Annotated in this window: 19 protein-coding genes; 9 read left to right on the top strand and 10 right to left on the bottom strand. The window is 67.9% G+C overall.

What is annotated here, in order from left to right; translation table 11 throughout:
* Positions 1 to 32 precede the first annotated feature (32 nt).
* The gene (locus tag IEY68_RS16345) at positions 33 to 2,405 is read left to right on the top strand and encodes an acetyl-CoA acetyltransferase (protein WP_062999527.1); all 2,373 of its coding nucleotides are present in this window, start codon (positions 33 to 35) and stop codon (positions 2,403 to 2,405) included.
* Between the two features lie 59 nt (positions 2,406 to 2,464).
* Here the strand turns inward: IEY68_RS16345 and IEY68_RS16340 are convergent, their stop codons facing one another.
* Positions 2,465 to 3,070 (bottom strand): TetR/AcrR family transcriptional regulator, encoded by a 606-nt coding sequence (locus tag IEY68_RS16340; RefSeq protein WP_062999525.1) that lies wholly within the window; start codon positions 3,068 to 3,070, stop codon positions 2,465 to 2,467.
* 105 nt (positions 3,071 to 3,175) lie between these two features.
* On the opposite strand from IEY68_RS16340, the gene IEY68_RS16335 reads away from it, so the two are divergent.
* From IEY68_RS16335 to IEY68_RS16325, 3 genes are read left to right on the top strand one after another with little or no spacing between them, the layout of a single operon-like run.
* Positions 3,176 to 5,260 (top strand): acyl-CoA dehydrogenase family protein, encoded by a 2,085-nt coding sequence (locus IEY68_RS16335; protein ID WP_062999523.1) that lies wholly within the window; start codon positions 3,176 to 3,178, stop codon positions 5,258 to 5,260.
* A 27-nt stretch (positions 5,261 to 5,287) separates the two neighbouring features.
* Positions 5,288 to 7,423, top strand: coding sequence for an acetate--CoA ligase family protein (locus tag IEY68_RS16330; protein WP_062999521.1), 2,136 nt, complete (start codon positions 5,288 to 5,290; stop codon positions 7,421 to 7,423).
* Positions 7,424 to 7,451: 28 nt separating this feature from the next.
* On the top strand, positions 7,452 to 8,579 hold the full coding sequence (locus tag IEY68_RS16325; protein WP_062999519.1) for an NAD(P)H-dependent flavin oxidoreductase: 1,128 nt from the start codon (positions 7,452 to 7,454) through the stop codon (positions 8,577 to 8,579).
* Between the two features lie 50 nt (positions 8,580 to 8,629).
* On the opposite strand, the gene IEY68_RS16320 is transcribed toward IEY68_RS16325, so the two are convergent.
* The 6 genes from IEY68_RS16320 to IEY68_RS16295 form a co-directional block, all read right to left on the bottom strand.
* Positions 8,630 to 9,223, bottom strand: a complete 594-nt coding sequence (locus tag IEY68_RS16320; RefSeq protein WP_062999517.1) for a hypothetical protein — start codon at positions 9,221 to 9,223, stop codon at positions 8,630 to 8,632.
* Positions 9,224 to 9,255: 32 nt separating this feature from the next.
* Entirely contained in the window at positions 9,256 to 10,332 is a 1,077-nt protein-coding gene (locus IEY68_RS16315) for an alcohol dehydrogenase catalytic domain-containing protein (RefSeq protein ID WP_062999515.1), read from the bottom strand.
* A 21-nt stretch (positions 10,333 to 10,353) separates the two neighbouring features.
* Positions 10,354 to 11,787, bottom strand: a complete 1,434-nt coding sequence (locus tag IEY68_RS16310; RefSeq protein ID WP_062999513.1) for an aldehyde dehydrogenase — start codon at positions 11,785 to 11,787, stop codon at positions 10,354 to 10,356.
* Between the two features lie 18 nt (positions 11,788 to 11,805).
* Positions 11,806 to 13,038 (bottom strand): NAD(P)/FAD-dependent oxidoreductase, encoded by a 1,233-nt coding sequence (locus IEY68_RS16305; RefSeq protein ID WP_062999588.1) that lies wholly within the window; start codon positions 13,036 to 13,038, stop codon positions 11,806 to 11,808.
* A complete protein-coding gene (locus IEY68_RS16300) occupies positions 13,035 to 14,633 on the bottom strand; it encodes a pyruvate, phosphate dikinase (protein WP_062999590.1) in 1,599 nt (532 codons plus the stop codon). Before IEY68_RS16300 ends, IEY68_RS16305 begins: the two co-directional genes overlap by 4 nt.
* Positions 14,634 to 14,779: 146 nt before the next feature.
* Positions 14,780 to 15,775 carry a helix-turn-helix transcriptional regulator gene (locus tag IEY68_RS16295; RefSeq protein WP_373292981.1) on the bottom strand — a complete coding sequence of 332 codons (996 nt, stop codon included), beginning with the start codon at positions 15,773 to 15,775 and terminating at the stop codon, positions 14,780 to 14,782.
* 157 nt (positions 15,776 to 15,932) lie between these two features.
* Here IEY68_RS16295 and IEY68_RS16290 point away from each other — a divergent pair, with 157 nt between their 5' ends.
* The 5 genes from IEY68_RS16290 (at position 15,933) to IEY68_RS16270 (ending at position 20,138) form a co-directional block, all read left to right on the top strand.
* A complete protein-coding gene (locus IEY68_RS16290) occupies positions 15,933 to 16,349 on the top strand; it encodes a PEP-utilizing enzyme (RefSeq protein WP_062999511.1) in 417 nt (138 codons plus the stop codon).
* Between the two features lie 7 nt (positions 16,350 to 16,356).
* Positions 16,357 to 17,679, top strand: a complete 1,323-nt coding sequence (locus tag IEY68_RS16285) for a hypothetical protein (RefSeq protein ID WP_062999509.1) — start codon at positions 16,357 to 16,359, stop codon at positions 17,677 to 17,679.
* 14 nt (positions 17,680 to 17,693) lie between these two features.
* Positions 17,694 to 18,899 (top strand): cytochrome P450, encoded by a 1,206-nt coding sequence (locus tag IEY68_RS16280; protein WP_062999508.1) that lies wholly within the window; start codon positions 17,694 to 17,696, stop codon positions 18,897 to 18,899.
* Positions 18,896 to 19,087 (top strand): ferredoxin, encoded by a 192-nt coding sequence (locus IEY68_RS16275; protein WP_062999507.1) that lies wholly within the window; start codon positions 18,896 to 18,898, stop codon positions 19,085 to 19,087. The genes IEY68_RS16280 and IEY68_RS16275 overlap by 4 nt, the downstream gene beginning before the upstream one ends.
* Before the next feature lie 241 nt (positions 19,088 to 19,328).
* Entirely contained in the window at positions 19,329 to 20,138 is an 810-nt protein-coding gene (locus IEY68_RS16270) for a tyrosine-protein phosphatase (protein WP_062999584.1), read from the top strand.
* A gap of 24 nt (positions 20,139 to 20,162) precedes the next feature.
* Here IEY68_RS16270 and IEY68_RS16265 read toward each other — a convergent pair whose 3' ends face one another.
* The 3 genes from IEY68_RS16265 to IEY68_RS16255 are packed head-to-tail and all read right to left on the bottom strand — an operon-like array spanning position 20,163 to position 21,840.
* On the bottom strand, positions 20,163 to 20,432 hold the full coding sequence (locus IEY68_RS16265; RefSeq protein WP_062999506.1) for a cytochrome C oxidase subunit IV family protein: 270 nt from the start codon (positions 20,430 to 20,432) through the stop codon (positions 20,163 to 20,165).
* Positions 20,433 to 20,455: 23 nt separating this feature from the next.
* Positions 20,456 to 21,133 carry a cytochrome c oxidase subunit 3 gene (locus IEY68_RS16260; RefSeq protein WP_062999505.1) on the bottom strand — a complete coding sequence of 226 codons (678 nt, stop codon included), beginning with the start codon at positions 21,131 to 21,133 and terminating at the stop codon, positions 20,456 to 20,458.
* A complete protein-coding gene (locus tag IEY68_RS16255) occupies positions 21,130 to 21,840 on the bottom strand; it encodes a hypothetical protein (RefSeq protein WP_189094338.1) in 711 nt (236 codons plus the stop codon). Before IEY68_RS16255 ends, IEY68_RS16260 begins: the two co-directional genes overlap by 4 nt.
* Between the last annotated feature and the right edge of the window lie 3 nt (positions 21,841 to 21,843).

Below are 21,843 nucleotides of genomic sequence, written 5' to 3'. Positions count from 1 at the left end.
CCCGACCAGAGGCAACAGCAGGAGTAGTACGCATGACCAACTTCGATCTCGACCCACGCACCCCGGTGGTCGTGGGTGTCGGACAGTTCGCCGAGAGCCTCGATGCCCCCGGATACCAGCGGTTATCTGCCGTGGACCTCGCTGCAAACGCAGCACGTGGAGCACTCGATGACACCGCAGCGGACACCGCATCGATCGCCGCGGCGATCGACACCGTCGCCGGTATTCGGCAGTTCGAGATCTCGTCTCCGGGCTGGCCCGCCCCATTGGGCAAATCGGACAACTACCCGAGGTCGGTGGCGAACCGCCTCCGCGCGGCGCCCGCTCGGGCGATTCTGGAAGTCGGTGGCGGGCAGGGCCCGCAGCACCTGGTCACCGAGCTGTCCGCGGTTATCGCGGCAGGTGATTCCGAGGTCGCGCTGGTATTCGGGTCCGAAGCCATCTCCACCGTGCAGCATCTGGCCAAGGCCCCGGACAAGCCGGATTTCACCGAGCATGTCGAGGGCAGCCTCGAGGACCGCGGATTCGGCCTCGCGGGCATGAGCTCGCAGCAGTCCCGGACCCACGGCCTGACCGACGCACCCAGCCAGTACGCGCTGTTCGACAACGCCCGCCGGGCCCGTTCGAAGCAGTCACGTGCGGAGTACGCGAGCGCGATGGGTGAACTGTTCGCTCCGTTCAGCAAGGTCGCCGCGGCGAACCCGTATTCGTCCGCACCGGTGGAGCGCAGCGCCCACGAACTGGTGACCCCGACGGAGTCCAACCGGATCATCGCCGAGCCCTACACCCGTTATCTCGTCGCCCGCGAAAAGGTCAACCAGGCCGCGGCGGTGCTGATCATGTCCGTGGCCGCGGCCCGGCGGCTGGGGGTGCCGGAAGACAAGTGGGTGTTCCTGCACGGTCACGCCGACCTGCGTGAGCGCAGCCTGCTGGACCGGCAGGATCTCAGCCGTGGGCCGGCCTCGGTGATGGCCGCCGAGCATGCGCTGGAGGTCGCCGGAATCGGGGTGGACGATCTGGCCACCGTCGACCTCTACAGTTGCTTCCCGATCCCGGTGTTCAATATCTGCGACGGACTCGGGATCGACCCCGCCGACCCCCGTGGGCTCACCCTGACCGGCGGGCTGCCGTTCTTCGGCGGCGCGGGCAACAACTATTCGATGCATGCCATCGCGGAGACCGTGCAACGGATGCGCGCGCAGCCCGGCGCCTTCGGTTTCGTGGGCGCCAACGGCGGCACGATGAGCAAGTACTCCGTCGGCATCTACTCGACCACCCCCGTACCGTGGCGTGCCTGCCACAGTGCCCGGTTGCAGGCCGAGATCGATTCCTGGCCCGCCCCGGAGCGGGCTGTGCACGCCGACGGCTGGGGCGTCATCGAGACCTACACGGTCAAACACGACCGGAACGGCTCCCGTACCGGTGTCGTTATCGGCCGGCTGGAGGCCGATAACCGGCGTTTCGTGGCTATGACCGAGACCGGCGACGACGAGATCCTCGACCGTCTGAGTACCGGCGAGCCGATCGGTAGCCGGGTCTATGTGCGCTCCTTCGGTTTCGGCAACCGGGTCACCACCACCGAGGGAAGGATGGATCAACTGTTCCCGTCGCGTCCGGCGGTGTTCCGGGACGAATACGCGCATGTTCTCGTGCGCCGCGACGGTCATCTGCTGGAAATCACCATCAACCGTCCGGAGGTCCGCAACAGCTTGCATCCGCCGGCCAATGAGGAACTCGCGGAGATCTTCGACGCCTACTTCGCCGATCCGGACCTGTGGGTCGCGATCCTGACCGGCGCGGGGGACAAGGCGTTCTCCGCGGGCAACGATCTGGTGTACTCGGCCTCCGGTAAGCCGAGGTGGATACCCAAGACCGGGTTCGGCGGGCTCACCAGCCGACGCGATATGCCCAAGCCGGTGATCGCCGCGGTGAACGGTTTCGCCATGGGTGGTGGTTGCGAGATCGCACTGGCCAGTCATCTGGTGGTCGCGGACGAGACGGCCCGGTTCGCGCTGTCGGAGGTGAAGGTCGGTCTCATCGCGGGCGCCGGTGGCCTGATCCGGTTGCCGCGCAAGGTTCCGGCGAACGTGGCCAACGAGATGATCTTGACCGGCCGCCGTCTGACCGCTGTCGAAGCCGAATCGTACGGTCTGGTCAACCGGGTCGCGCCGGCGGGCAAGGCGTTGGAGGCGGCGCGGGCGCTCGCCGCGGAGATTCTCGACGGTTCCCCCACGTCTGTGCGGATCTCGCTGCAGGTCATGAAGGAAACGCAAGGTATCGCCGATACTTTCGACGCCGTGACCCACCAGTCGCCCGCGGTGGAGGAACTGCTGGTCAGTGCGGATGCGATCGAAGGGCCGGCAGCGTTCGCGCAGAAGCGGCGACCGCAATGGAAGAACCGCTGATATCGGGAATCCTGCTCAGCCCGGCGAGTATCCCTCGCCGGGCTGTCGGCTGATCCCGGTCAGCCCGCCGTGGCGTTCGCGAGGATGAAATCGACCAGCTTGCGGGAGTAGGTCTCGGCTGCGGCCTCCCGCTCCTCCGGGGCTACCGGTGGTGTGGTCTGCACATGATTCATCACGGCACCGCTGAGGGTGTCCAGGAGCAGCGTCACCGGGGTATCGGGTGGTAGCTCACCCCGTTGGATACCGCGGCGGACGATCGCGCGCGCGGCCACGACCTGCGAGTTGCGGATACCGGCCCAGTGTTCGGCCACCCCGGGGATGCGGGAGGCTTCCAGTGCGATCCGGAAGGCGGCCTGGCCGGTATCGCCGACGTATCGCCGGAACAGTTGCAGGGCGAGTTGTACGAGCTCTTCCCGGACATTCGCCGGCTCGACGGCGGTGACACCGCTGAATCGCTGTCGCAGCGCCTCCAGCAGCAGAGCTTCCTTCGTCGGCCACCGCAGGTAGATCGATGCTTTACCGACCCCTGCTCGTTTCGCCACGGCTTCGACGGTGAATCCGGCCCAGCCTGCGGCGCCGAACAGGTCTATGGCGGCGTCGGCGACCCGCCGGTCGACATCGGGATCGCGCGGACGCCCTTGGGTCGTGCTGGTACTTCGCGCCACGGCGTCACCTTCCGGAACTACAGATTCATACTTGCTGAACGGTGGCCGTCAGTATACCGTCGAGGTTATTACAGACGATTACTGTTCAGTAAATAGAGGATCATCATGTCGGCACACGACGAACTGACCGCCTTCGCCCAAGCGGTAGCCGGAACCGCCCGGCGGGAATGGGGCGACGCGACAGCCGCCGAGTCCGGCGACCTCGAAAAGCTCTGGCAGGCCGGCGCCGGACAGGGCTGGTTCGAACTCGGCGCGGCGCAGGCCCTGGATGCCGCGCTGGCGGCCACGCGGGAGCTGGGCCGGGTGGCCTGCCCCCTCCCTGTCCTGGACGGGTTCGTGGCCGAGCGCCTGTTGCCCGACGTATCCGCCGTGGAATCCGGCCGGATGCGGATTGTGGTCGCGACCACGGCCGACGGCGACGAGATCGGCTACGCCGAGGCGGCCACCGCGGCCACCCATGTCCTCGTCGTTCCGCCCGCCGGCGGCACGGCGGAGCTGCGGGAGATCGGCGAGGTGCGGGAGCGGCCGGGTTTGGCCGCGCCGGCCTGGTCCCGCGTCACGCTCGGTGCCACGGTGGACACGATCGATATCGACCCCGCCCGGGCCGACGAGGCCGTGCTGCTGCTGCGCCTGGGACTTGCCGCGCGGACGCTGGCCGCGGCCGAGCGGGCGCACGAGATGGCGGTCGAACATTCGAAGACCCGCCACCAGTTCGGTCGGCCGATCGGTAGTTTCGGTGCGGTTCAACAGCGCATCGCCTCGTGCCAGATCGATATCAGCGCCGGGAATCTGCTGATCGCTGCGGCCGTGGCCGAATGGACCGATTGCGCCGCCGGCTGGACCGCGTCGGCCGAGATCGCGGTCGCGCACGTGCGGGCCGTGGCGCCACGGGTGCAGCTGGGCGCTCAGCACACTCTCGCGGCGATCGGCTACTTCGAGGAACACGAAGCGCCCTGGCTGTTCCGCCGGGTCCACGCCGATGTGACCAGGTTGCGGGACTACCCCCGGGCGACCGGTGAATTCGTCGATGTCCTGGTGGAGACCGGCGCCTCGCTGCCGTCACCGAACGCGGGGGAGACCGGAGAGGCGTTCCGCGCCGAGGTCCGAGAGCTCTTCGCGAAGTACGAGGACCGGTTCTCCCGCAGCAGTATGGCGGTGGACAAGGAATTGATCGCCGCTGTCGCCGACCGGGGCTGGCTGGGGTTCGCCTGGCCCGAGGAGTTCGGCGGCCGTGGCGCCGGTCTGGCCGAGCAAGTGGTGCTCAACGAAGAAACCGCGTACTCGGGCGCACCCATCAGCAAGGCGCTCGGTGCGGTGATGCTGCTGGGCAACTCGATCCTGCAGCACGGCAGTCAGGAACAGAAGGACAAGTTCCTGCCGCTCATCCGGCGCGGTGAACTGTCGTTCTGCCTCGGTTACAGCGAACCGGAAGCCGGATCCGATCTGGCGTCGTTGAAGACCCGCGCGGTCCGCGACGGCGACGACTGGGTGATCGACGGGCAGAAACTGTGGACCACCGGCGGTCACAGCTCCGACTGGGTCTGGCTGGCGGTGCGCACCGATCCGGAGGCGACACCGCGGCACGCCGGCATCACCGTGTTCCTGGTGCCGATGGACACCCCGGGGATCACCGTGCAGCAGCATCGCGCGCTGTCCGGCGAGATCTCCTGCACCGTGTTCTACGACAGCGTCCGCGTACCCGATTCCGCCCGGGTCGGCGAGATCAACGGCGGGTGGAAGGTCATCACCAGCGCCCTCGCCGGGGAACGTATCACCATGGGGAATATCGCGGCCGCGTTGCACCGTCAGCTCGACGATCTGCTCGGCGTCGTGCGGGCCGATATCGACGGCACCGTCGGACCGCGTGGATCGGCCCGCCGCGCCCGGCTCGGCGAGATCGCGGTGGGGATCCAGGCCACCCGCGCGCTGGTATCGGCTGCCATCGGCGCCACCGGTGGGGGTGGCCGGCTGGAGGCGCCGATGGCCGGTGTCCTCGGCGGGGAGACCGCCGAGGCGTTCGGCGCGGCCGCTCTGGAAATCCTCGGGCCCCAGGGCGCTCTGGAGACCGTTCCCGGCTACGACACCGCGTTCGAATACGGACTCCGGCTGTCGGTCATGTACGTCGTCGGTGGCGGTACGAACGATATCCAGCGCGGTCTCATCGCGCGCGGACTCGGCCTGCCCCGGTAACACCGTTCACCACGAAGGAGTTGTGAATTGTCCAGCGTCATCACCCCCGAACGGCTCAGGTCGCTGTTCCGGCCGCGCAGTGTCGCCCTCGTCGGGGCGTCGAACAAATCGCCGTTCTCGAACACGGCCTACCGCAACCTCGTCGAATTCGATTTCACGGACCGCACTTTCCTGGTGAACCGCCGGGGCGTGGAAACCCACGGGCGCCCCACCGTCACCTCGTGTGCCGAGATCGGGCAACCGGTCGATGTGGCATTCATGATGGTGCCGCAAGCGGGCACCCTCGACGCCCTGACCGACGCGGCGGCAGCGGGGATCCGCAACGCCGTGATCCTGTCCTCCGGTTACGGTGAGGCGGGCGAAGCCGGGCGGGCGGCGCAAGCCGAACTGGTCGCCCATGCCGAATCGCTCGATATGGTGCTGCTCGGCCCCAACCACCTCGGGTTCGCCAATCTTGTCGACCATGCGCCGGTGACCCCGATCCTGGGGTTGCCCCATGAGGCGGGTTCGGTCGCGCTGCTGTCCCAGAGCGGCGCGAGTTCGAAGGCGATGGTCGAATTCGCCACCCTGTCCGGCGCCGACCTCTCCTACATGGTGACCCTCGGCAACGAAGCGATGATCACCGCCGGTCACGTCCTGGACTTCCTGGTCGAAGACGAGCACACCAAGGCCATCGCCATCTTCATGGAGACCATTCGGGAACCCGAGGTGTTCCGGACCGCCGCCCGCCGCGCGGCCGCCGCGGGCAAACCGATCGTGGTCCTCAAGGCCGGTAGCAGCGAACTGTCCGCTCGCACCGCCGCTGCCCACACCGGCGCGCTCGTCGGTGACGACCGCACCATCGACGCGATATTCCGCGACCTCGGCATCATCCGCGTGGACTCCATCGAGGACATGCTCATCACCGCGGGTACCGCCGCCCGGCTGGGCCGCCTCGAGCACTCCGGGATCGGCGTGGTGTCGATATCCGGCGGAGCCTGCGATATCTTGGCCGATCGCGCCGAGGACCTGGGTGCGCGGTTTCCCGAATTCGCCCCGGGCACACAGGAAAAACTCGCCGAGATCATGCCCGAGTACGGCACCGTGCAGAACCCGCTCGACGTGACCGGTGCCGCGATCATCGACCCGACGATCTTCACCCGCTCCATCGAAGCCGTATCCGCCGACCCGGAGATCGGGGTCGTGGCGGTGGTCAACACCCTGCCCTGGGAGCGCGAGGGGGACGGCAAGTTCAGCGGCCAGGCTTTCGCGAACGCCATCGGCGCCGGGATCCAGCGGGCGAGTGGACCGGTCGTCTATGTGAACCAGGTCCTCGAGCCGATCACCGACTACACCAAGGAAGTCATGGCGGAAGCGGACGTTCCGCACGCTATCCCCGGTCTTCGCCAGGCCGTGGTCGCACTACGCAATCTCGCCTGGTGGTCGGAGGCGACCCGCGATGCGGGCAGGGGACCGTCCGCCGAACCTCGGGCCGTCCGGGTACCCGAATCTTCCGAACGCCGCGGCAACTGGTCGGAAGCGAGCGCTCGGCAGCTGCTGATCGACGCGGGAATTCCCGTCGTCCCAGGCACACTGGTCGGCTCCGCCGAGCAGGCGGTCGCCGCCGCGGCGGAACTCGCCGGACCGGTGGCATTGAAGATCGTCTCGCCCGACATCCTGCACAAGAGCGATATCGGTGGGGTGCGGCTCGGGGTCGCCGGGGACGAGGCCGTCGCCGCCGCCTACACCGAGGTGGTGGGTTCGGCGAGCCGCGTCCCGGGCGCCGGGGTGGAAGGCGTGCTGGTCTCCCCGATGCGGTCCGGCGGCACGGAACTACTGATCGGCGTGGCCCGTGACCCCCAGTGGGGTCCGATCCTCGCGGTGGCGCTCGGCGGCATCTTCGTGGAAGTCCTCGGTGATTCGGCCCTGTCACCGCTGCCGGTGAGCCCGGCGCAGGCCCGGGAACTGATCGAAAGTTTGCGGGCGGCCGCGCTGCTGCGCGGCGTCCGGGGCACTCGGCCCGCGGACCTCGACGCATTGGCCGAGGTCGTGGCCCGTATCGGCGACCTCGCCCTCGCGCTCGGCGGCGATCTCGAATCCCTGGAGGTCAACCCGCTGCGAGTGGACGGAAGCACGGTCGAGGCACTCGACGCAGTCGTCACCTGGACCGGCAAAGAAGACTGACAACTAGCGGAATCCCCCGAGGAACACTATGAAGACACCGATCTGCGACATGCTGGGAATCGATATCCCGCTACTCGCGTTCAGCCACTGCCGAGACGTCGTCGCCGCGGTAACCAACGCGGGCGGCTTCGGCGTCCTCGGCGCCTCCTCCCACACCCCGGAGCAACTCGAGGAAGAACTCGCCTGGATCGACGACCACGTCGGCGGCAAGCCGTACGGGGCAGATATCGTCGTGCCCGAGAAGTTCGCGGGCAAAGGCCAGAAGCTCACCCCGGAGCAGCTGCAGGGTATGGTGCCGGAAGCGCATCGCCGCTTCGTCGCCGATCTGCTGATGAAGCACGGTATCGAGGCGTCACCAGAGAACGTCGTCGAGGCGTTCGGGTCGGGAATGACCGACGATATCGGCGATCGGCTGCTGGATGTCGCGCTACGGCACCCCATCGAGCTCATCGCCAACGCCCTCGGCGTCCCACCGACGTTCATGATCGACCGCGCCAAGGCGGCCGGTATCCCGATCGCAGCGCTCGTCGGCGCGAAAGAACATGCGATCAAACAGGTTCGGGCCGGAGTCGACATCCTGATCGCGCAGGGCACCGAAGCGGGCGGGCACTGCGGCGAAGTAACCACCATGGTCCTGATACCGGAGGTCATCGAAGCGATCGAACCCATCCGTCGCGTACCCGTCCTCGCCGCCGGCGGTATCGTCACCGGCCGCCAGATGGCTGCCGCCGTCGCGCTCGGCGCGGCCGGCGCGTGGACCGGGTCGGTCTGGCTCACCACACCCGAAGCGGAAACCGCGCCGCATACGGTGCGGAAAATGCTGCACGCGTCCTCGCGCGATACCGTGCGGTCGACAGGACGGACCGGCAAACCCTCCCGCCAACTGCGGTCGAACTGGACCGAGGCGTGGGCCGCCGACGGGAGCCCGGAAGCACTGCCGATGCCGCTGCAATCGCTGATCAGCGAACCGAGTCTGCGGCGGATCGACAAGCTCGCCGAGAACGGTGACGAGGGCGCCCAGGCCCTCGCGACCTACTGGGTCGGGCAGGGTGTCGGACTGATGAATACCGCCCGCCCGGCCCGAGATGTGGTACTCACCATGGCCGAGGACTATCTCGACGCGGTCCAGCGGCTCACCGACTCGCTGGCGGACTGAGTGGCGCACTGCCCCGGCTCCCGCGGCCGGGGCCGGTGTTCCGCGCACACCTACTCGTCGGCGTCGGAACGCTCCCACCCGAGCGTGAGCAGGAGGTCTTCGTGCAACTCCATCCAGACATCGTGGTAGGAGCCGGACATCGGTTTGGCCAGCGCGGAACCGTCGCCGCTCTCGAATGCCGCGAGCGCGTCCGCGAATCGCGGCTCGTAGCTCTTCATGCGGGGGACCGACTCGACCGCGGCTGCCAGTACCGCGGTCACGCTCTCGTGGATCGTGCGCAGTTCCGGCACGATCGCGGACACCTCGCCCGCGGCTTCGGTCTGCCACCTGGTGGTCAGCGATTTGAACGCGCGGTTCGGCGCGAGGAACGCCTTGTAGGCGCCGGCCAGATCGTCGAGCCGGTCGGGAACATGGTCGGCGCGGAGTTCGTCGTGGCGCTCACGCCCGGCCGAGGTCAGCATGTAGCCCTGCACGCGTCCGCCGGTGCGTGAGCGGGCCCGGCCCTGGGCGACCGCGTCATCGAGTACTTCCCGGACCACGGCGGGATCGAGGCCCGTTGCCGACGCGATGTGCTCGGGTTGGGTCATCCCTTTGATCCGGAGTCCGTGCAGGCTGTCGAATTCTTCCTGGGCTGCGAAGCTCATAATCACCTTTTCTGGATGTGCGTGCTGGGCAATCAGGGCCGGGGCGTCATCACGATGCGAAGCGCCTTGCCGCTCTGCTGTGCGGCCACCACCTCGTTGATCCGGCTCAGGTCCGCGGTCGAGTCGATGAGTTTCTCGATGGGCAGCCGGCCGTTGCGCCACAGTCCCACGAGGATCGGCAGATCGCGGTGCATGCTGATGCCGCCGTGGAAGCTACCGGTCAGGCGTTTGTCGTCGTGGAAGAGTTCGTAGGCGTTGATCTCGACGACCTGATCGGGCCGGCCGGCACCCACGACGGTCACGGTGCCGCCGCGCCGGACCGCTGTCCACGCCTGCGACACCGTGGTGGGGGCGCCGACCGCATCGATGACGACGTCCATATTTCGCAAGTCGCCCAACCCCTCGGGTTCGAGCGATTCACTCGCCCCGACGGTCCTGGCCAGCGCGCGGCGTTCCGGCAGGGGATCGACGGCGACCACGCGGGCGGCGCCGGCGACCACCGCGCCCATGACCGAGTTCAGACCCACCGCGCCACAACCGATCACCGCGACATCGTCACCGGGCCGGACCTTCGCGCTGCGCAGCGCGGCCCCGACTCCGGTCGGCACCGCGCATCCCATCATGGCCGCGACGGGGAACGGTACATCGTCGTCGATGCGGACCACGGCGTTGGCGGGGACCACGGTCCGCTCGGCGAAGGTCGAGGTCGCCATGCCCTGGTGGATCGAGGTTCCGCCGACGCTGAGAGGCGAGGGGCGGGCGGCTCTGCCCGCCCGGGCATCGGCCGACGACCGGCGGTTGGCGCACAGGTAGTCGTCGCCGCGGCGACACGGCGCGCAGGTACCGCAGGGCGGGACCCACACCAGCACGACATGGTCGCCGGCCCGCACCGAGGACACGCCCGCACCGACCTCGGTGACAATTCCCGCCCCCTCGTGCCCCAACACCACCGGGGTAGGTTGTCCGAAAGCGGTGGTGAGCGACAGATCCGATGCGCACACACCGCAGCTGTGCAGGTCGACCGCTACACAGCCGGGCGCGGGCGCGGCGATATCGATCTCCTGGACTTCGAAGGGCTTTCCCGGGCCCCACATGACGGCTGCTCTCATCAGAATCGTTCTTTCCGGTAGTCAGGACTGATAGTGGATCGAGGTGAACTGCAGGTAGGCGTCGAGGCCCTCCGCCCCGAATTCGGTGCCGAGGCCGCTGTCCTTGTGCCCGCCGAACGGAGCCGCGGCGTTCGAGCCGTAGTGGTTGATGCCCACGTTGCCGGTCGCGAGCCGGTCGGCGACCTCGGTGGCGCGCTGCTCGTCGGCGCCGAAAACCGTGGCGGCCAATCCGTAGGGCGAGTCGTTGGCGATAGCGACGGCGTCGTCGAGGTTTCGGTAGGGGATCACCGACAGCACCGGGCCGAAGATCTCCTCCCGGGCGATCCGCATCTCGGGGGATACCTGCGCGAAGACGGTGGGTTCGACGAAGTAGCCGCGCTCGAATCGGGTGGAAACGCTCCCGCCGGTGACCGGCACGGCGCCCTCGGCCCGGCCCACCTCCAGGTAGCCGGCGACGCGGTCACGCTGCCGGGCCGAGACCAGTGGTCCGAAGAAGGTCGAGGGGTCGAGCGGATCACCCATCGGCGCGGCCGCCACCACCGAACTCGCGAGATCCGCCAATTCGTCGTGCCGACCGGCCGGAACCAGCAGCCGGGTGCAGGCTTTGCAGGTCTGCCCGGTGTTGCGCATCGACACCTCGAGCAGGTTTGCGGCGAGGACTGCGAGGTCGGCGTCGTCGAGGACGATCGCGGGTGATTTGCCGCCGAGTTCCAGTGTGACGGGTCGCAGACGTTCGCCACAGCTTCGCGCGATCGACCGCCCGACCTCGGTCGATCCGGTGAACGACACTTTGTCGACGCCGGGGTGCTCGACCAGGGCGCTGCCGGCCCGGGTGGAACCGGTCACCAGGTTGACCACCCCGGCCGGGATACCCGCCGCCGCCACCGCGTCCATCAACAGCCGGGAAGCCATCGGTGTCTCCGGCGCGGGCTTGACGACCACGGTGCAGCCCGCCAGCAGCGCGGGTCCGAGTTTGATGATGATCAGGCCCAGGGGGAAGTTCCAGGGGGTGATCAAACCCGCGACCCCGACGGGAACGCGCCGGACCACGGTACGGCCGGGTGCCATGGGGTTACGGCGGTCGTCGGGGATGGTGAGTACCTCCGCGAGATCCGCGGTGAGTCGCAGATGCGCGGCGCTGTGCCCCGGCGCCGTAGCGCTCTCCGCGACCGGCGTGCCGTTCTCCGCGGTGATGATCTTCGCGAGATCCGCTGCGCGGGCGTCTATCTCGTCGGCGAGGCGGCGCAGCAGCGACGCGCGGTACTCCGGCGTCGTGCTCGCCCAGCCGGGGAAGGCGGTCCGCGCGGCCCGTACGGCGTCGTCGATATCGCGTTCGTCGCCATCGGGAACGTGCGCCCAGACCTCCTCGGTCGCGGGGTTGATCACCTGCGTGCGCCGACTGCTGTGGGAGGGGACCCAGTGGCCGTCGACAAAGACTTCGTTGTGGTGGTGCATGAGCGTCTCCTCGGCGGTCTAGGTGCGCGTCGCGATAACTGCCGCATTACGTTCGGCAGCGAATTCGAGTGCCGCGAACCAGTTGTCGTGTCGCGCTATCCGGGAGCGGTACTTCATGATGTCGCCGCGGCGATCGACGGTGAGCGCGCCGACGAGCCGCTCGCCCTCCCGATAGAGGGCGACGAGGTCATCGTCCCAGCTGCCGGCGACCACGGCCGGTTCGCCGACGGGAAGGCCGGCGAACTGGATGCGCCGGCCGTACCAGTCCGACCAGAAGTACGGGACGTGCCGATAGGGAGTGGCTTCTTCCGGCGAGAGCAGGTTCTCCATGGCGTGTGCTGCCTGCTCACCCGCGTTGGTCCAATGCTCCAGCCGCATGGGGCGTTCGAACAACGGGTTCTCCCACCGGGCGATATCGCCCGCGGCCCAGACGTCGGGGCCGGCCTGCAGCAACCGGTCGCAGACGACCCCGTCGGAGACGGTCAGACCGGATGTTTCGAGCCATTCGGTGGCCGGCGTCGCGCCGATGCCGACGATCACCAGATCGGCGGGGATCTCCGAGCCGTCCACCAGGCGCACGGCTTCGACGTGGTGATCGCCCAGAAGTTCCGAAACGGCCACCCCGCAGCGGAAGTCGACACCGTGCCGGTGATGCATTCGGGCCAGACCGGCTCCTCCCGTTTCGCCCAGTGCCCGCACCAGCGGTATCGGCGCGGCCTCGACGACGGCCGGTGCCAGGCCGCGACGCGCCGCCGCCGAGGCGACCTCCGCGCCGATGAATCCGGCGCCGATCACCACCACCCGGGCGCGGGCGTCGAACGCCGCGCGGATCGCGCGCGCGTCGTCGAGGTTGCGCAGGACATGGACGCCGGTCAGGTGCCCGGTGCCGGGGAGCCGGCGAGCGTGCACCCCGGTGGCGACGAGGAGGGCGTCGTAGTCGATCTCGCCGCGGGTCGTCGTGACCGTGTGGCCGTCGATGTCGAGCCCGGTCGCCCGGGTGCCGAGCCGGAGATCGAGGTCCAGCGTCGCGGCGAGATCGGCGGCTTCGGGGAATACATGGGCGGTGGTCGCCGGGCCCTCGGCAAGGTACTCCTTGGACAGCGGCGGCCGGTCGTAGGGGAGATGTTCCTCCGCGCCGACCAGGGTCAGGCGTCCGGTGAAGCCGCTTTCGCGGGCGGCCTGTACGGCCCGCAGACCGGCCAGCGAGGCACCGACGACCACGATATGCCGTGGTTGCGTGGGCGCGGTCATGCCGGCGACACTTCCCGCCGGCCGGCCCACTGCTCGATGCGGAGCAGGTGCGGGAGTCGTTCGGTGACCGCGCTGGTGGCATCGGCGACAGCGGTGCGGACCTCGCCGATCCAGACGCATCCGCTGCCGCCGTCGACGGTGATGATCTCACCCGCGCGGACCACGAGCCCGTCTTGTGACCGGATCTCGTCGCCGGTGACGGCCAGCCGGTCGGCACCGACGACCGCGGGTATGCCCCAGTCGCGGGCGACCACGGCGGCATGACTCACCAGCCCGCCGCGGGTGGTGAGGATGCCCACCGAGGCCGACATTCCGGCTACGTCCTCGGGGCTGGTACTGGTCCGCACCAGAATCACATCCTCATCGGCGCAGAGGGCGTCCTCGGCGGTGAGGACGACGCGTCCGCTGACCAGACCGGGCGATGCGCCGAGCCCGGTGGCGAACAGGGAGCTGCCGGTTCCGGGCGCGAGCACTTCGGCCGCGACCTCGGCGCGGGCGCGGGCGCGCACCGGCTCCGGGACCCGGCTCAGCACTTCCTCGGGGGTGAGCGCGATCGCGTCGTCGTCGGCCATATCCACCGCGATCCGTACCGCGGCGACGGCTCCGCGCTTGCCGACCCGGGTCTGCAGCAGCCAGAGCCTGCCGTCCTCGACGGTGAACTCGACATCGCAGACGTCGCGGTAGTGCAGTTCCAGCCGCCGTAACGTCGACATCAGCTCGGTGTAGGCGTCGGGCTGGTGTTCGGCGAGGTGAGTGATCGGCAGGGTGCGGGTATTGCCGGCCACCACGTCCTCGCCCTGCGCGCGCGGCAGATAGTCGCCGTAGGGCAGGGCCTCACCGGTGGACGGGTTGCGGGTGAAGACGACGCCGGTACCGGAGTTCTCACCGCGGTTGCCGAAGACCATCGCCTGGATATTGCACCCGGTTCCCATGCTCTCGTCGATGGACTCGCGGTCCCGGTAGGCGCGTGCGCGCGGGGATCCCCACGAACGGAAGACCGCCTCGATCGCCTCGCGGAGCTGCTGGAAGGGATCGGCGGGAACCGGTCGTCCGGCCAGTTCGCCGATCGTCTCCCGCAGCGCGTGTACCTGCCCGCGGAGTTGTTCGGGCGTGGCACCTGCCGTACCGGGCTCGAGCGCTTCCTCGTCGAGGCCCATGACGGTGGTCGCGAACATGGTGAGGAATCGGCGGTAGCTGTCCCACGCGAAACGGTCGTCACCGGAGCGACGAGCCAGACCCAGCACCGTGTCGTCGTTGAGGCCGAGGTTGAGCACCGTGTCGAGCATGCCCGGCATCGAGACGGGAGCGCCGCTGCGCACTGCGACCAGCAGCGGATCGTTCGGGTCGCCCAGCTGCCGGCCCATCGCCCGTTCGAGCCGGGCGATATGGGCGCGGATCTCGGCGTCGAGCGAGGTGGGCCAGCCGGTTCGCAGGTACTCGCAGCACACCGGCACGGTGATGGTGAAGCCGGGCGGCACGTTGAGGCCGAGCGCTCCCGTCATCTCTGCCAGCCCTGCCCCTTTGCCGCCGAGGAGATGGCCCAGCTCTCGTGCGGGCCCGTCGTGATCGTGGTCGAAGGAATAGACGCCAGTCACTTTGTCTTCCTGTCGTTTATGGTCAGACCATTCGGTCATAGCGCCACAATTTACGGGATGTCCCAGCTCACCGAAACCATTTGGAGTGATCGGTCCCACACTTCCCCCTTTCGGGGGACCATGCGGGGTGTGTGCCGGTTCGGCGGTCAGGACGCGCGCAAGCGGTGGTACATCGCCCCCGCCTGGGCCCGGTTCGAGACACCCATCTTGCGCATCAGACGCTTCGCGTGGGTCTTCGCCGTCTCTTCGCTGATGTAGAGCCGGGCGCCGATCTGTGCGTTGGTGAACCCGGCGGCCATCAGCCGGAGGACCTCGCGCTCGCGCTGCGTCAGCGCCGCCGGCCAGTGCTGGGTGATCGCGCTCGGGGTATCGGTGTCGGTGCTGCTGGGGGCATCGAGAAGGCGGTCCACAGCGATACCGACGCTCTGGCAGAAGAGCGCGAGCAGATCGCGATCGAATTCGTCGTTGAGCCCGGTCTCGATGCTGCGGTCCACATGGACGATGCCCGCGACTCGGTCGTGGGCCACCACCGGCGCGGCCACATAGGTGAGCGATCTCGTGACGGGGTAGATGGTCGGGTGGACCCGAGGATTGGTATCGGCGTCCAGGACCAGGATCGGGCGCCGCTTCCGGACGACATCGACTTCGAGCAGTTCGCGGACCGGCTGATAGGGCGGGCCGCCCGCCGTCAGCATCGCCTGTGACTCCTGCGGCCGGCCCATCACATAGGCCGACCGGGGGACCCACCGCTCGTTCTCGACCCAGGAGAACAGAACTCGCTCGTAGCCCAGTGCCGAGACCTCCGACGGCAGGGATTCGAGCAGGTCCTCGAGGGAGCGCGCGGCGCGGAGGCGGGCGATCTGCGCAGTGATCAGCTCGACCTTCGAGCGCTTCCCGGCCAGTCGCACCGACAGCAACTGGGCTCGCGCGGAACGGATCGTCGAGCGGGCCGCGCGGCCGATTCCTGCGGTTTCCCTACTGGTCAGAGCCCTTTCCATGGCCGTCAACGCTTCCAAGGCGGACTCAACGCCGAGTACACCGTGCGTGGCGCTGCGCGGTGATGTGCTCAAGCGTCTGGCGGTACCGACGATCACCTCGATCGCTTCGCTGATCGCGGGATCCATCTCGCCGCCACTCACCATCGCCTCCGATCTCCGGTCGCTCGCGGCCCGGACTACCCCGAACGGGGGAAACTCCGGGCAAGTTGCGCCGGATGGGTTGACGCCATTGTGACAGCGGTTACATGCTTCCGGCAATGGTCCGACAATTTGCGACCAGTCGTTCGACAAGGAGATCCGCATGACCACCGCAGACATCGTGTCCGAGAAGCAGATCGGAAGCGGAATCAAGGCCTTCACCTCCGCGCAAGGAGCGACCGGAAAGATCCGCTTCCTCGACTCCCCGGAGGAGGTGCTCGAATTCGTCGACGGCCCGGATGTGGCGGAGACGATCGTGATCTCCCGAGGCGGGACCACCACCTTCATGTCTCCGGCGCTGATGGCGGGCGTCGCCGGCCTGATCACCCTGCAGGGCGCCCCCGAGAGCCATCTCGGCATCCTGTCCCGTGAGTTCGGGATCCCCTGTGTGATGTCAGCCGAATTCACCGAGGGTATCCAGACCTCGCGAGGTGAGACCATCCCCGCGGACGGGACCACCGTCCGCCTCGACACCGCGGGCGACACCGGCCTGGTGTTCCTGCTCGGGAAGGACGCGTAGCAGCACTATGGCGACAGCAGAACAGACCACCGAGGCCTTCGATCCGACCCCGTTCCTGCAGGCGTTCCAGGCCGAGGTCCCCCAGGGTGTGGAGGGCGACCGCCGGATGCGCGAGCGTGTCGAGGTTCCTTTCATGGACACCACGGCCGCGGACGTGCGCTCGACCGAGCTCGCGGACGTCCAGATCGACAGCTGGCTCGACTACGCGGCATGGAACCTGTGGGATTTCATTCTCGGACGTGCCTCCGAGGGAGAGTCCGGGCTCATTCCGCGGCAGGAGTACGAGACCGTCTCCTTTGTCCAGCAGTGGAACACCTACCCCCGGTTCATCCGGATGCTCACCGACGAGATCGGGATCGACGGGGTCCTCGAACTCGCGAAGACCTCCAGCCGGGAGATCGGCACCAAGATCAACGTCACCCGCAACTGGGCGGCCTCGGTCTGCCCGATCCTCGGACGCGGAATCGGGATCGAACTCGGCCAGGACACCCCGGCGGACCGGCGCGAGGATCTGGAAACCCTGATCCAGTTCGGTAGGCGCTTGCAGCACGGAACCTGGGGTGACGGTCCCGGATTCGTCTCCGGCCGGCAGTACACGGTGCCCGTTCTGGCCGCCGATGTCCTGCAGACGCTGGTCGATCAGGTCCGGCCGCTGGACGATCCGCAGGATCTGCAGGCCTTCCGCCAGTTCAATGCCCGTACCGAACTCTTCGGGTTCATGCTCCACTACGACTGCCGCGCCGGAATGGCGGATACGGGCCCGTATCCGCTGCCGGGCAACAGGTTCGCGATCGTGCGTGATCACTTCCTGAACGAGACGGCCTACCCGTGGGCGGGCGTCGCCGAAGGTCTGCCCTACTGCGTCACCGAAGTTCTGGTGTTCTCCGCCGAGCAGGTTTCGGCGACGATCACCGAGATCCAGACGACCTTCAGCGAGCCGTCGAACTATCTGGATTTCCTCGAAAGTGGTGTCGTCTTCGCCCGGGACACCATGACGACGCCGATGAGCGAGCTGCGCGTGCTCGACAAGGCGGAGATGGACAGCATCACCCAGCGTTGCCAGAAGGGCACGATGGAGATGTACCGGACATTGTCGAAGAAATCGACCGAGGAGAAGATCCGCGACGGTGTCCTGGTCTACACCCGCGAATTCCTGCTCCCGCACGCTTCCCGCGTGGGGTTGTGGGACCGGTTCGTAGCCGAGGGTTTCGACACCCTGCACCCGAACGCCGAGGCCGCCTGGCCGACGCTGACCAGTTCCCGCGCCGCGGAGATCCTGACGCCGGTCCTGTTGTTCGGCAAGGGATTCCCGCACGTGACCTCGAGCTGAGCGGTGAGGACACCATGACTGTGGAACAGCGGTCCACCGATCTGATGGACCTGACACCGTTCATCGACGGTGTGGAGAACGCCGTGCTCGCAGAACTGCGCGAGCACGACCCGTTGCACTGGAACGACGAGTCCGACGGGCCGGGGTTCTGGTCGGTCACGCGATACGCCGACGTGATGCGCGTCGTCACCGATCCCGTGACCTTCGTCAACGGTGAGGGCACCCAGATCCTCAGCCGCAAGGTCGAAGGCGGCACCAGCACGGTGCACAACACCGACCCGCCCCGGCACGGCAAGCTCCGCAGGCTCGCGGCACCGCACCTGCGCGCGGTGCGGATCAAGGAATGGCAGGAGGTGATCGATCGATCGGTCACCGCTGTTCTCGACGATATCGAAGTGCGGGGAGAGGTCGAGTTCGTGCACTCGGCCTCGGCGTTGTTGCCCATCCAGGCGCTGGGCCAGGTGCTCGGCGTGCCGCTGGAGGACTGCGGGCTGCTGCTCGACTGGACCAACCGTGTCGTCTCCGACGACCCGGAGTACATGCGCGGCCCGGACGAGAAGGAACGCGCGCGCACCGAGATGTTCGGGTACTTCCGCGAGCTCAGCGAACAGCGACGTAGAGAGCCCCGTAACGATATCGTTTCCAAACTGGTGCACGCGGAGCTCGACGGCGAACCGCTGCCGTGGGACGACCTGGCCGCCTATTACTTCGTGTTGGTCGGAGCGGGTAACGAGACGACCAGGAACCTGCTCACCGGTACCGTCCTGGCGTTCGACGAGTTCCCGGACCAGTGGGACAAGCTGGCCGAGGACCGCACCCTGCTGAAGCCGGCGATCGAGGAGATGCTGCGCTACATCACTCCCATCCGCGCGATGCGGCGAACCGCTACCGCCGATGTCGATATGCACGGCCGGACGATTCGAGCGGGCGACAAGGTGGTGTGCTGGTTCCAGGCGGCCAATCGTGATCCGGCGGTGTTCGCCGAACCCGATGCCGTCAGGATCGACCGGGAGGACAACGAACACCTCGGGTTCGGGTGGGGTATCCACGCGTGCATGGGTTCGCATCTGGCACGCGCCGAGGCGAACGCGTTCCTCACCCAGGTTCTGGACCGGGGGCTGCGGATTCGCCCGCTCGGTGAGCCGGACAGGTTGCACACCAACCAGTTCCATGCCTTCAAGCGTCTCCATGTCCGAGTGGAGAAGGAGGCCGGCCGATGAAGGTGCATGTCGATTGGGACCTCTGTGAGGGTCACGGTCAGTGTGAATACGCCGCTCCCGACGTATTCACCATCGACGACGAAGGGCAACTCGAAGTTCTCGACGAGACGCCCGACGAGGGCAAGCGCAAAGAGGTGGAGCTCGCGGTGCGGCGATGCCCGGTGCGTGCGCTCGCAATCGGGGACTGACCCCTGCCGATCCGTACCCGGCGCAGCGCCGGGTACGGATTCGTGCTCTCCACGGAATCCGCTGCCCCGATCCGGAGGTTTCGATGAAACGACATGCCGTGCGACCGAACGCACGATCCGACGCCGCACGGGCACTGTCGCCGGCGCGCGACTCCGACGCCGGCGAGTTCGTGCAGTACTACCTCGGTACGAGTCCCGGCACCGCGTCCGAGTGGCCGGCGGCCACGAGCGCGAGCGCCCGATGACATCGTCGGTGCGCCGCCGGATCCCGATTCCCGGCACCTCGAATCTGCGCGATGTCGGTGGATATCCGACGGTAGACGACCGGGTGGTCGCATCCGGTCGCCTGTTCCGATCCGAAGCGCTGGTCATGCCCGGCGGCAGCGGGTCGTACGCGATCTACGACGAGTCCGCGCGCGCGGAGTACCAGCGCCTCGGGCTGCGGACCGTTATCGATCTGCGCGCGGGGCAGGAGACGTCACGGGCGCCCACGGCCTGGGCGCAGGTGTGTGGTGCCCGCCTCGTTCTCCTTCCTGTCGCGGAAGGTGGCGAGGGGGCCGATACGAACTACATCCGGATGCTGATCAGCGGTGAGCTCGACGGATTCGGCATCGAGGATATGGCGAGGTTCTACACCGACCTGTTGCTGCGCCGGGCGGAGCAATTCGGTGCTGCCTACCGCGTCCTGGCCGAGGACCGCGATCTCCCCGCGCTCGTCCACTGCGCCGCGGGCAAGGACCGGACCGGTGTGTTCACGGCTCTGGTGCTCTCGTCGCTGGGGGTGCCCGACGAACTCGTCATCGAGGACTACGCGCTGACCGAACTGTTGCGGCCCAACCGGATCGACGCGTACGCGGACAGGTTCACCGCGGTGGGCCGTGATCCCGAGATCGCCCGCGTACTTTTCGAATCACCGGCCGCGGCGATGGCCTCGACGCTGCGATACCTGCAGGAACAGTACGGAGGCGCCCGGGGTTACCTGGCCGAAATGGCGCGGGTGCCTGCGGAGGTCGTCGACGCTGTCTGTTCGAATCTGTTGCTGGCGCCCTGACGGGTGCCACGGCGGCTCAGGTGATCAGGTGCTCGCCACTGCCACCACTGCCGTCGCGAACGCCACGCACCATCCGAAGAACAGGTAGCGCAACCCCTTCGGGGCCGACCTCAGCTCCATGAACCAGTAGCCGATGGCCGCGACCTTGGCGAAAGCGGTGAGCAGAACCAGCGCCACCCACAGGCCGGGGCCCAGCAGCACGGTCGTGTGGTGCGAGTCGATCATCACGACGGCGAAGACGGTCGAGCCGGTCAGCGCGACCAGGATCGCGGCGCCGGCGCGGAGTGATGTCATGGGGGTGTTCCTCGGGGAGAAGGTCAGGCCGCCGGGACCAGATACAGGATCGGAAACAGCACCATCCACAGAGCGTCCACCATATGCCAGTAGGCGCCGGCGCCCACCGCGAAACCGGACGCGTGGCCGTCCGGTCCCCGGCAGCCCGGAAGGCATGCGCAGATCAGCGCGATTCCGATCAGCACGTGCGTCAGGTGGATCCCGGTCAGTACGAAGTAGTAGGTGAAGAAGAGGTCGGTCGCCGGGCTCAAACCACGGTCGGCGAGATGCCAGTACTCGGTCGCCTTGACGACGACGAATACGGTACCCAGCCCGACGGTCACCCCGAAGAGGTTCCGGGCGCGCCGCAATCGTTGTGCCCGCAACGAATCCAGAGCGGCGACGACGCAGAACGAGCTCGTCAACAGCACGATCGTATTGACGAGCCCGGACCATGTGTCGAGTGTCAGGGCACCGGCACCGAAGACCGCCCGCTCCCGATCGTAGGCCGCGAGGTAGGCCACGAAGAAGAGCCCGAAGAGCGTCATATCGCCGAGGATGAACAACCAGAGGCCCGGCTCTCCCGGGACTCCGCCGCCGGCCGATCTCTGCCGCGGCCGGGCAGGCGCGCGAGCCGGTCCGGATTCGATTTCGCGGCGGAGAAACGCGGGCAGTTCGTCGCGGCCGTTGTCCCGGCGCGCCTCGGGGTCCCGTGTCGTCACGCCGCCGGCGCCGGTTCGGGTCCGTGCTGGGCACGGAGGGCCGATCGCAGCGAGAAGCCCATGATGAGTGCCCACGCGGTGTAGGCGGACAACGCCAGCCAGAACGAGAACAATCCCTGCCAGGCGAAGGGCCCGCTCTTGAAGAAGTAGGACAACACACCGGGCAGGAAGAGGAAGGCGACCCAGAGGTTGGCATAGGCGACCCAGCGGGGCAGAATCGGCCGTTCGGCTCGATCACGCAGGATCACCACGGCAATGGCGACGTTCTGGACGACGAACGGCGCCACCGGCGGTATGAAGAGTATCCAGGCGAGATCGTTCAACAGGACCGTCAGCTCCGGTGACCTGTCCGGCCGGAACGCCGCGACGTTCATGATGACCAGCGGCACGACCAGCAGCACCCAGGTCACGGTGCCGGCCACCATCTGGGTGAAGCACAGGACCGGCGAGCGTCCCTCGGCGGCGAGCAGGTGCACGGTGATCGCCGCGGTCAAGACACCGATACCGGAGATGCCGAAGATCGAGATGGTCAAACCCGTCCGCACCGCGGCCGGGTTGTCCGCGTAGAAGCGGACGAGCTCGGCGGTCGGCAGATCGGCGGCGGGGGGCTTGGGGAGAATACCCGCGATGAGCCACCCCACCAGCGCGATGCCGATGGCGGCCGGTCCGGCCATGGCGCACCACAGCTGCGTCCGCTGGTTGTTCATGCG

Origin of the sequence: Nocardia jinanensis (assembly GCF_014645735.1) — a bacterium.
Lineage (GTDB): Bacteria > Actinomycetota > Actinomycetes > Mycobacteriales > Mycobacteriaceae > Nocardia > Nocardia jinanensis.
This window is presented reverse-complemented; position numbering and strand designations above follow the sequence as displayed.